We start from the raw sequence: 9,751 nt of genomic DNA, 5'->3' as shown, positions 1-9,751 counted from the left end.
GGGCCCGGGCCGGGGGTCGGTCCCGGTTTCACCGGGTCGGGGTACGGGTGCGTCATGGTGTCCTCCAGCCAGTCGATGCGTCGGCTCTGGACTCGCCGCACGGGTACCCGGCCGGTGCGCCGCCAGTCACCCCGCGGCGAGCCGCTCCTTCGCGGCCTCCAGCAGTTCCTGGTCCGCCGCCGGGGCGCCCTCCGGATGGCGCGCGGCCCACTTCACGACGTACGGGCAGAGCGGGGCGACCTCGATACCCTCGCGCGCGGCCATGCCGTACAACTCCCGTGCCGGCGAGCCCGCGACGCCCTTTCCCTCATGCGCGGGCTGGACAACGGTATGCACGGGGACGAGCGGACCGAGGGGAAGTGAGGAGGAAGTACTGGATGTGGCCGACCACTTCGCCCCCGGCCAGGCTGAGGTCGTAGGGGTCAGACCGAGACGGCCTGGGGGCTGCGCTGCTGGTCCGAGCCCGGCACCGGTTCGGACGGGTCCGCGCCCAGGGACACGATGCGGTTGTCACGGTCGACGTGCACGACCCGCGGCTTGAGGGCCCGCGCCTCGGCGTCGGAGACCTGGGCATAGCTGATGATGATCACCAGGTCTCCGGGGTGGACGAGATGGGCCGCGGCCCCGTTGATCCCGATGACCCCGGAACCGCGCTCGCCCTCGATGACGTATGTCTCCAGGCGGGCGCCGTTGGTGATGTCGACGATGTGGACGAGCTCACCCGGGAGGAGATCGGCCGCGTCGAGCAGGTTCGCGTCGATCGTCACGGACCCCACGTAGTGCAGGTCGGCCTGGGTGACGGTGGCGCGGTGGATCTTGGACTTGAACATGGTGCGCAGCATTTTGAGCTCCTCGAAGACGGCTCCCTGCCTGCTTTCTGCAGGTCAAAGGCGTTCTTCACTCTACAACGGCACGCTAGGACTCGATGATTGTGAGAAACATCGCTCCACTCTGACGAGAAGGCTCCCTGCCTGGGCTTCCGCATCAACCAGACTGTTGTGACGCCATCGCCCCGGCGCCTGTTCGCACACCCGTCTCGGAATGCTCGGGGACTCATGCTGATCAGATGCTGACTTACCTGACGGCCCAGCAGGTGCATGAGAAGCCTCTCTGCACGCAAGCGCGCGAGGTACATCCACGTGCCAGCTCGTCGAGTATTCGCATCGTCCTGCTCGCCGTATGCAGTCTCTTTGGACGCGGGCCAGTCGACGGTCGAGCCCGCTGGGAGTTGGTTGGCTGCCGGGACAGACGCCCGGGGGAACGAGCCGCATCACACGACCCTCCAAGTAACCGTTGGCATCATCCCGGACGAGATCAGCACACCAGCATACGTTCGCGCAAGCGTAAGTGGGGCCAGGCGCAGCCCCAGCCCCACCCGGCTGGTCAGAGCGTCGCGTACGCCCAGCGCCGCGTGGAGGACAGGCTCGACGCGCAGGCGCGTCCCGTCCCGGTCGAACACCTGGAGGGCCTCCAGGCAGGTGGCGGACCAGCTCGCCTCGTCAGAGGAGAGGCCGGCCATCTCGCCGCAGTCACGTAGTAAGCATCGTCGTGCCAGTCTCTACCGAGCTGTTGGACGACCCCGTCGTAGGCGGCCTTGAGGGTGTCGCTCTCCATCAGACCCACGGCGTGGACGAACTGTTCGGCGCCGCTGCTCTGCTCCAGCCACGACATTACCGGTGGTTCGTTGAATCCGGTGGTGGCGTGGGTTGACGGCAGGTTGGGTTGGTCGTAGGCCGGTGGTAGGAGTCAACTGCCTTGCTGGGGGCTGAAGATGACCTCGCGCCGTCCGTGTCCGCCTGCGCCGGGTCCGTTGGAGGACTACACGGCCCGGTTCGACGACCTCTTCTTCAGCCTGGCCCAGCGGCGGGGTTTTCGCGAATACCTGACCGGGCTGCTGGGGCCGCGGGAGCGGAACAAGACGATCACCTGCCTGGCAGGCGCGGAGCCGGTGACCGGTGCGGGAATGCCGGGGGTGCAGCGGCTGCAGTTCTTCTTGCCCGAGTCGCCCTGGGAGGCCGAGCTGGTCAACGACCGGCGGCTTGAGCTGTTGCGCGAGGAGCCGGCGACGGCTCCGCACGACGGCGGGGTGATCGTGATCGACGATTCCGGGGACCGCAAGGACGGCACGGCGACTGCGCACGTGGGCCGGCAGTGAGCCTGTTCCAACCTCGGTTTGAGCGCGTCAGATGCAGATGAGGAGGGCTCGGACGACGTTGGTGAAGCGGGTGGCCGAGAGTCGGCGCCAGCGGCTGCCGATCCGGCGGTCGTGTTCCGAGTGTCCGTCCGAACACCGGAACCGTCCGTGGGGAGCGGGGCCCCGCGCCTTCATCGCCTCAGTCGAGGACTGTCGCCGAGCGCCCCTCGTCCACGGTGTACGCGCCCGCGGAGATCGCGCCAAGGCTCGCTGGGGTGAGGGTCAGCGAGACGACGCCGTCGGGCAAAACGCGGGTGCTCTCTTCGACGGTTGTGAACGTCGCGGGCGTCGATCCGTCCGGGAACAGGCGCTTCCCCGTCCCGACGACGACAGGGAACTGGAGCAACCGGTAGACGTCGACGAGTCCTGCCTGGTGCAGCGTCTGCACGAGCTTCCAGCTTCCGTGAACCTGGAGCTCCGTACCGGGGAGCTCCTTGAGGCGGCGCACCTCGTCGACCAGGTCACCGCGTAGGACCGCCGTCGGGCTCCAGTCGGCCTCCTCATCGGTCAGTGTCGAGCTGACGACATACTTCGGCAGCGTGTTGAGCTGGGTGGCGATGAGGTTGTCAGGTTCGGTGACCTTCGGCCAGTACCCGCCAAGCAGGCCGAAGCTCGTGCGGCCGAAGAGAAACGCGTTGGCCTCACGGAACCAGCCCTCGACGACCTCGTTGGTGTGCGCCGAGGCGTGCGGGACGAGCCACCCACCGCGGTCGAAGCCGCCGGAGCGGTCCTCGTCGGGTGCTCCGGGCCCTTGCATGACGCCGTCGAGACTGACGAAGGTGTTGACGCTGAGTAGCACAGTTTTCCTCGGGACTTGAGTCGCGGACAGCCGACCAGGGGTGGCCGGCAGGCGCAAGCTAGCTGCCGAGCCCCGCGTGGGTCTTGTACAGAAACGACATCGCGGCATGGTCGCCCGCCCGCAGCTCGCGCGCGGTGCGCCCGACGTAGCGACGTAGCGCATGTGCAAGGTGGGCTTGGTCAAAGAACCCGAGCGCCTCGACAACCGTGCGCCAGTCGTTGCCCTCGCGCAGCATCGTGGCTGCGGCGTTCGCGCGGTCAATCTGCGTTACGGCGGTTCGCGACAGTCCAGTGATCGCACGGTAGCGACGCTGAAGGGTACGTTCGGTCGGGCTGGCCCCGGAATGCTCGGCGGCGTACTCCTCATCCCCGAAGCGCGATCCCACCAGCAGGCCCGCGTCCTGTAGTCGCCGGACGAAATGCTCGACATTCTGGTACGTCGGCGCCTCCCAGTCCTCGCCGCCGATGACGATCCTGCCCGAGTCCGTCACTGGGAACGGCATGTACCCGTCGATGATCGAGGCTGCAGGATGCGGCCGAAAAACCGTGCCGAGTGCGAACCGGACCCCGAGGAACTCGGTGTCCGGCGGGACCGGTGCGGTAGTCGCCCTCGTCTCCGGCCCGCGCAGGCCGGCGAGCAGGCGTCCCTGCGCCCGCGAGAGGATCAGGTGGAAGCAGGTGCGCGCTGCGGACGTCATCGAGTCCTCCGCGTCGCTGCGGGTGCGCCACACACGGTCGACGATGCTCACGTCAATCTCGGTGTCGCGATGCTCGAACCGCAAAAGCCACGACCTCCTTGATCTTCAAGTACCGCCACGACGCTCCTCCCGCGGCGCCCACGGCAGGACCACCCCTGAGGAGATAAATCCATATTTTCCGAATGCCTGAGTGTAATGGAGTCGAGCCCTTTGCCAACTTCAGTTTGAGCAGCTCAGGTGCAGGGTGAGGATGGCCTGGACGAGACTGGTGATGCCGGTGGTGGAGCAGCGCAGCTTGCGCAGGAGCCGCCAGGACCTGAGGGTGGCCATGGCCTGTTCGGCGCAGCTTGGCCTTGCCGCCGCGAGGAGATCACGCGTCGGAAAGCGGAGGCGCCTCGGACAAGGTCTCCGCGCGCTTCCCCCTCCGCGTACGGCGGCTTACTCCGTCAAGGCGTTCAGCACCGTCGAGCCCGCGGCGAGTTTCGTGGGGTCCTGTTACATGGTGTCCTGGCCTGCAGAGACTCCGGGCGCAAGTGCTTCGCAGGGGGCGCCACCACATGCCTCGGGGCCACAGCGCGCCGTGCAATGTGGCTGTCGGCGGACCCGCCGTGGTTCGCCGTCCCACCGGCTTCGCCGGGCTGGCGCAGCACCGGCCGGAGGTGACTGCCGTGCTGCGCGAGCACGCCGAGCAGTTCTGTGGGCGTTTCCAGCCGCTGCTGCTAGGCGTACTGGAACTCTGATTCCTGCTGCGGCCGGGTCGGCGTCCAGCGTCCAGTGCGCGTCGGCCGGTGAGGACGACCGCTTCCCTGCCCGAAGGTCACTCCGACGGGCGCAGCAGCGAGTGGCCCACGGCCCTGAACTGATCGCTCCAGGACGCGGGGCGCAGTGTTCCGGGGTCGAGGCGTATCACGGCACGGGTGCCGTGTGCGTAGGTGACGCCGCCGTCCGCCGCGCAGAGGCGGAAGCCGTACATCAGGCTGGTGGTTCCGAGCCGCTCGAGCCAGAGGTGGACGGCGTACGGGCCGGGGCGATGGACCGGCTCCTCGTAGGTGATGCGCAGCTCCTTGACCACAGCGCCGGCGTCGCCGGACGTCTGCCAGTCGCCGCGTTCCTGCCACAGTTGGAGCCACGCGCGCTCGACCAACAGGGGGTAGCGCGCGTTGTGCAGCATGCCGAGCGCGTCGAGTTCGTCGAAGTGGACGCTGACGGGGATCAGTTGGCCGTAGGGCGGGGTGGGGGCGGAGGCTGGGGCTTCAGTGGTCATGGCAAGCTTCCTGGATCGTTCGAGTAGCGTCCTGAGCCATTGCTCCGCGACGCCGGGCGGCGGTGGCCCCTACCACAAAGGCCCCTGGGCGCGAGCAGTCGGCGACGTCTCAGCTGCGTAGATCGTCGCCGGGATGCCGTGGACGTGGAGGACGCGGGCGAGCGTCAGTCCTCCGAGCCCTGTGCCGGTGATCGTCACCGGCATGACCATGGTTCTTCCTTCCTCAGCGAGGACCGCTGGGAGGACACCCGGCAGGTCAGACCTGAAACGATGTTCCAGTGACGGCCTGGTCCCTGCCGGGCATCCTCCGGGTCCAGGGGTGGATTACCAGGCCAGCTCACCGTGGCGGTCACTGAAGGTCCCGGTCGGGCCGTCCGCCCCGATGGTGGCGAGTGCGACGATCGCGTCGGTCCCCTCGGTCACCGTCTGCGGGCCGCTGTGCCCGTTGAAGTCGGTCGCCGTGTAGCCCGGGTCGGCCGCGTTCACCTTCACGTCCGGCCAGGACTTCGCGTACTGCGTGGTGAGCATGGTCACGGCAGCCTTCGACGCCGTGTAGAGAGGCGCGAGATTCCGGCCCTCGATGCGCCCGGTGTCGTGCGTCAGCGCGAACGACCCCATGCCGCTGGACACATTGACGATGACCGGGTGCTCGGACTTGCGCAGCAGAGGCAGGAACGCGTGCGTCACCCGGACGATCCCCACGACGTTGACCTCGAACACCGCGCTCGCGTCGGCGGCCGTGAGCTGCTCGGCGGGGATGTGCGGCCCGAAGACACCCGCGTTGTTGATCAGAACGTCGATGCCACCCTCGCGAGCGGCGATGTCGGCGGCGGCCGCAGCGACCGACGCGTCGTCCGTCACATCGATCTGGACGAAACGGGCACCGAGTGCGTCGGCGGCCGCCCGGCCGCGCTCCGGATCACGCGCACCGAGGAGGACCGTGTGGCCGGCCTCGATCAATCGGCGGGCGGTCTCGTACCCGAGGGACTTGTTGGCACCAGTGATGAATGTTGTCGTCATGCGGCCCACTCTCGGCCCGTGCCGACAGGACAACCAGTGCCCTCCGCGACGGTAGGACTGCCAGTACCAGGCACAACGGCTCTCCGGCGGACACAATGGTCGAGTGGACGAAACCCTTGGCAAGGCATTGCACCGCTGGCGCGACCGGCTTTCGCCCCTCGACGTCGGGCGGACTTCACGACCCGGACGACGTGCGGTGGGGTTGCGACGCGAGGAACTGGCCGAGCTCGCGGGGCTGTCGGTCGACTATGTGGTGCGGCTGGAGCAGGGGCGCGCCAAAAGCCCTTCGGCGCAGGTCGTCGCGAGCCTGGCCAGGGCACTACAGCTGCAACCCATGGAACGCGATCACGCCTACCGCCTGGCCGGCCTCCTCCCGCCACAGGAAGGCACGATCTCCACGCATGTGCCGGCCGGGGTCCAACGGATGGTGGCTCGCCTCGGGGAATTCCCCACGGGCGTGTTCAGTGCCGACTGGACCTTGCTGTCCTGGACTCCCGCATGGGCGGTACTGATGGGGGACCCCGGCACGCGGACACACGTCGAGCGGAACCTGGTGCGGGCTGTCTTCGCCGCAGGGCACGGCAGGCTCGCCGCCTGGCCCGTACTCCAGGACGACAACGCCCTGAAGCCCGCCCTCGTCTCCGACCTGCGCACGGCTCTCGTCAACTACCCGCGCGACCGTGCATTCATCGACCTTGTCGAGGAACTGCGCTCCACCAGTGCGGAGTTCACCCGACTGTGGGACGAGGGCACGGTCGGACCGCACGCCTCGGCCCGCAAGACCGTCGTTCACCCCCAGGTGGGTGAGGTGATCTGCGACTGCGACGTGCTCACCGTCCCAGGCTGCGACATCCGCCTCGTGGTCTACACGGTGGCCGCGGGTTCCGCCGATGCGGAAAAGCTGGAATTCCTGCGGGTCGCGAACGGCCTCCGCGCCGACGGCACCTCACCTTCGGGGCCCAATCTGTTCTCCACGCCGTAACAGTCAGGCCGGCCGGACCCCTCCAGCCGCCGGAGGTCAGGCCACACAGGACCCGCTCCACGCCAGGTTCACGCCGGTCAAGGACGGCTTCCGCCGGTGAGGCGGCGGCGCCAGGGTTCGCACAGCCGCCTGCCGCGCTGAGCCGACGCCATGACATGTCCGTGCGGCGGATCGCCGGGTTCGCCCCCTGGACCGTCCTGCCGCGCGGCAAGGGCCACTCACGGTGCGGCCTGCATGGCGGGGCGTACAGCGGGAACGCGCGCTGCGGCAGCGGAAACGGCGACGGTCTCGCGCTGTGGCGCGAGACCGGATGCGGGGAGTGAACGGCCACCGCTGCCGAGATCGGCCGGGACCTGGAGCTACTGGAGCTGCCGTACACGATCGTGACGGCCTGCCGTTTCCCTCTGGCCAACTCCCGCAGCACGCAACTGCGTCGTGGCGAGGAGGTCCGGATCGCGCGGAAGGACCTGACACACCTGATGCGCTGGATGCCCTCGCTGAAGGACAACATCAGCAACATCCCCGAGGCCTGTCCGGCTCATCGCGGCCGCGCAGAGGGAAAACGGCTACGTGCAGACGTACTACCAGCTCGGCGGCGGCGAGCTGTGGACCGAACTCGGCTGGGGACACGAACTGTACTGCGCGGGCTGCCTGATGCAGGCCGCGGTGCCCATCACCGGGCTACTGGAAGCCGCGAGCTGCTGGACGTGGCGGGCAGGCTCGCGGACCACATCGAGTCCGTTTTCGGGCCCGGCAAGCAGGTGGACGGTTTTCCCGCGGGCGGCCTGCTCGACCGCGCGCACGACCTTCACGTAGCAGCCGCAGCGGCAGAGGTTGCCACTCATCCACTCCCGGATCTCGTCCGCGGAGCCGGTGGGGCCTTCCTGGATGCACGCAGCACCGGACACGATCTGGCCGGAGGTGCAGTAGCCGCACTGGTAGGCGTCCTGGTCGATGAACGCCTGCTGCAGCGGGTGGAGCCGGTCGCCCTTCTCCAGGCCCTCGGTCATGGTGACCTCGGCGCCCTCCAGCCGCACCGCCAGCGTCAGACAGGAGTTGACCCGACGTCCGTCGACCAGGACGGTACAGGCCCCACAGGCGCCGACGTTGCAGCCTTCCTGCGGCCGGGGGCGGGAGACGGTGGGTCCCGGTCAGCGAGCGCTGATCGCGACCGCGGTGGCGCGCAGGCTCCGGGCGGTACGGCGAAGATCGGCGTGGACCAGCCGACCCGCGAACTTCACGACCCTCCCTGCTACGAGGACCGTGTCCACGTTGTGCGGCTGCGCCGCCGTGACCACTGCACCGATGGGGTCACGCTCGGCGGTGAGCATGTTGAGGTCGTCCAGGCGGAGCATGATGATGTCGGCCTGCTTGCCAGGGCGCAGGGAGCCGGTGCGGTCGGCGAGTCCCATCGCGGCGGCGCCGTCCAGGGTGGCCATCCGCAGGACGTCCTTGGCGGTCATCCGGGGGTCCTCCGCGATCTGGCCGGCGAGGTGTGCTGCCCGCATCGTGGAGAACATGTCACCGGGGGCGAAGGCGACGGTGTCGACGCCGATGCCTGTGGTGATACCAGCGCGCCGCAGGCGGCCGGCCTCGTCGCCGGGCGTGGCCGAGGCGGTGGCACCCGAGTCGGCGATCAGCTTCAGCTCATCGTCGCCGATCCCATTGCCGTGAACGTAGAGAGTCTTCTTGCGGAGCAGTCCGGCGTCGCGCAGGGCGAAGATGGGCCGTTCGTTGACGGGGGTGCTGGCGAGGTGGATCGTCAGCGGCAGGTCCAGCTCGTCGGCTATGCGCCAGTCCTTCGACACCGTCTCCATCGGGGTGGACAAGGGGCCGAGCGGCGCGTACGCCATGGTGACGAGCGCGTTGTCGTCGGCCAGTCGCTCGCGGATCCGGCGGACGTCGGCGAGTTTCCCTCCCCCGGTGACGTTGACCGGGGTGCCGTAGCCGAAGACCGCGCGCAGCCCCACCGCCTTCAAGGCGTCGACGGCGGCCTCCGCGAGCTCGGGCGAGTACGCGATGTGTGCGAAGTCCAGCTGAGTGGTGATGCCGGAGTCGAGGCACTCCAGCGCGCCGGCCAGGGTCGCGGTGTGCACGTCCTGCGGCCGGAACTTCGGGCCTACCTGCCCCAGAAGGCGGAAGTAGGCGTCGAGGTCGACGTCCACGGCCGCGCTGCGCAGCGCCGAGTGCCACATGTGCCGGTGAGTGTCCACGAAGCCCGGGAGCACGATGTGGTCGGTGGCGTCGATGACCATGGCGCCGTTGGAGCGGAGGTTGCGCCCGACAGCGAGGATCCGGCCCCTCTCGATCAGGACGTCGGTCCCGGGGTGGGCGACCGGCTGGGGTTCGGTGTCGATGACGTGACCGTTGCGGATCAGGATGCGCTTCGGCATGCCTGCGCCCGTCTCTCTCGCCAGGCTCGCTGACCCGGTGCGTCGGCTTCCGCCGGGCACCGCAGTCGCCGGTGACGCGGTCAGGGCGACTGCGGCCGCGGCGGCGGCGCCGGTCATCAGGTTTCGGCGGGGCAGATTCATGGTCATCTCCGTTGTCTCAGAAGGGCCGACATGGACAAGAGGCAGGGGCGACGCCGGTGAGCACGTCAGGAGGTCCGGCGACAGATGAAGGGGCAGCAATCGGTGTGTGAGCCGGTCGGATGCGGTCCGGCGGTTATCAAGGGCTCTGGGACCGAGTCCCAGGGGAGAGCAGATCGAGCTCACGCGGGGCGTCAATCACCTCGATCGGCCCACGGCGGGCCCTACTCGTCGGCCCGCCCATGGAAACGGTTGGCTTCGCTG

The 9,751-nt window shown here is 68.7% G+C and carries 9 protein-coding genes and 6 pseudogenes; 5 read left to right on the top strand and 10 right to left on the bottom strand.

Features of this window, described 5'->3' with window-relative positions:
- Nucleotides 1–126: 126 nt before the first annotated feature.
- A pseudogene (locus tag FNH04_RS34050) lies at nucleotides 127–406 on the bottom strand (GNAT family N-acetyltransferase).
- Nucleotides 407–422: 16 nt separating this feature from the next.
- A complete protein-coding gene (panD, locus tag FNH04_RS34045) occupies nucleotides 423–842 on the bottom strand; it encodes an aspartate 1-decarboxylase (RefSeq protein ID WP_152789706.1) in 420 nt (139 codons plus the stop codon).
- A 929-nt stretch (nucleotides 843–1,771) separates the two neighbouring features.
- On the opposite strand from panD, the pseudogene FNH04_RS34040 reads away from it, so the two are divergent.
- Nucleotides 1,772–2,152: pseudogene (locus FNH04_RS34040) on the top strand (transposase); the annotation flags it as partial.
- A 181-nt stretch (nucleotides 2,153–2,333) separates the two neighbouring features.
- On the opposite strand, the gene FNH04_RS34035 reads toward FNH04_RS34040, so the two are convergent.
- The 3 genes and pseudogenes from FNH04_RS34035 to FNH04_RS34025 all read right to left on the bottom strand — a co-directional run.
- Nucleotides 2,334–2,993: a dihydrofolate reductase family protein gene (locus tag FNH04_RS34035; RefSeq protein ID WP_322724647.1), complete on the bottom strand. Its 660-nt coding sequence runs from the start codon at nucleotides 2,991–2,993 to the stop codon at nucleotides 2,334–2,336.
- Between the two features lie 58 nt (nucleotides 2,994–3,051).
- Nucleotides 3,052–3,774, bottom strand: coding sequence for a helix-turn-helix transcriptional regulator (locus tag FNH04_RS34030; RefSeq protein ID WP_152789705.1), 723 nt, complete (start codon nucleotides 3,772–3,774; stop codon nucleotides 3,052–3,054).
- Nucleotides 3,775–3,909: 135 nt separating this feature from the next.
- A pseudogene (locus FNH04_RS34025) lies at nucleotides 3,910–4,029 on the bottom strand (IS5/IS1182 family transposase); the annotation flags it as partial.
- A gap of 269 nt (nucleotides 4,030–4,298) precedes the next feature.
- On the opposite strand from FNH04_RS34025, the gene FNH04_RS48755 reads away from it, so the two are divergent.
- Nucleotides 4,299–4,430 carry a hypothetical protein gene (locus FNH04_RS48755; protein WP_265580994.1) on the top strand — a complete coding sequence of 44 codons (132 nt, stop codon included), beginning with the start codon at nucleotides 4,299–4,301 and terminating at the stop codon, nucleotides 4,428–4,430.
- Nucleotides 4,431–4,507: 77 nt separating this feature from the next.
- On the opposite strand, the gene FNH04_RS34020 is transcribed toward FNH04_RS48755, so the two are convergent.
- From FNH04_RS34020 to FNH04_RS34010, 3 genes and pseudogenes are all read right to left on the bottom strand, one after another.
- Complete coding sequence (locus FNH04_RS34020; protein WP_152789704.1) at nucleotides 4,508–4,954, bottom strand: acyl-CoA thioesterase; 447 nt, start codon at nucleotides 4,952–4,954, stop codon at nucleotides 4,508–4,510.
- A gap of 81 nt (nucleotides 4,955–5,035) precedes the next feature.
- Nucleotides 5,036–5,164 (bottom strand): annotated as a pseudogene (locus FNH04_RS34015) (FAD-dependent monooxygenase); the annotation flags it as partial.
- A gap of 114 nt (nucleotides 5,165–5,278) precedes the next feature.
- Entirely contained in the window at nucleotides 5,279–5,974 is a 696-nt protein-coding gene (locus tag FNH04_RS34010; protein WP_152789703.1) for an SDR family NAD(P)-dependent oxidoreductase, read from the bottom strand.
- Between the two features lie 103 nt (nucleotides 5,975–6,077).
- On the opposite strand from FNH04_RS34010, the gene FNH04_RS34005 reads away from it, so the two are divergent.
- From FNH04_RS34005 to FNH04_RS34000, 3 genes and pseudogenes are all read left to right on the top strand, one after another.
- Nucleotides 6,078–6,956, top strand: a complete 879-nt coding sequence (locus tag FNH04_RS34005; protein ID WP_322724646.1) for a helix-turn-helix transcriptional regulator — start codon at nucleotides 6,078–6,080, stop codon at nucleotides 6,954–6,956.
- A 161-nt stretch (nucleotides 6,957–7,117) separates the two neighbouring features.
- The gene (locus FNH04_RS46820) at nucleotides 7,118–7,279 is read left to right on the top strand and encodes a hypothetical protein (RefSeq protein ID WP_194236904.1); all 162 of its coding nucleotides are present in this window, start codon (nucleotides 7,118–7,120) and stop codon (nucleotides 7,277–7,279) included.
- Nucleotides 7,280–7,487: 208 nt separating this feature from the next.
- Nucleotides 7,488–7,723 (top strand): annotated as a pseudogene (locus FNH04_RS34000) (beta-L-arabinofuranosidase domain-containing protein); the annotation flags it as partial.
- 3 nt (nucleotides 7,724–7,726) lie between these two features.
- Here FNH04_RS34000 and FNH04_RS33995 read toward each other — a convergent pair.
- Both FNH04_RS33995 and FNH04_RS33990 read right to left on the bottom strand, forming a co-directional pair.
- Nucleotides 7,727–8,077, bottom strand: a pseudogene (locus tag FNH04_RS33995) ((2Fe-2S)-binding protein); the annotation flags it as partial.
- A 30-nt stretch (nucleotides 8,078–8,107) separates the two neighbouring features.
- Nucleotides 8,108–9,349, bottom strand: a complete 1,242-nt coding sequence (locus FNH04_RS33990) for an amidohydrolase family protein (protein WP_228031775.1) — start codon at nucleotides 9,347–9,349, stop codon at nucleotides 8,108–8,110.
- Nucleotides 9,350–9,751: the final 402 nt, after the last annotated feature.

This window comes from Streptomyces phyllanthi (assembly GCF_009377205.1).
Classification (GTDB): domain Bacteria; phylum Actinomycetota; class Actinomycetes; order Streptomycetales; family Streptomycetaceae; genus Streptomyces; species Streptomyces phyllanthi.
Note: the sequence above shows the minus strand (reverse complement) of the source record. Positions and strands in the feature narration are given on the sequence as shown.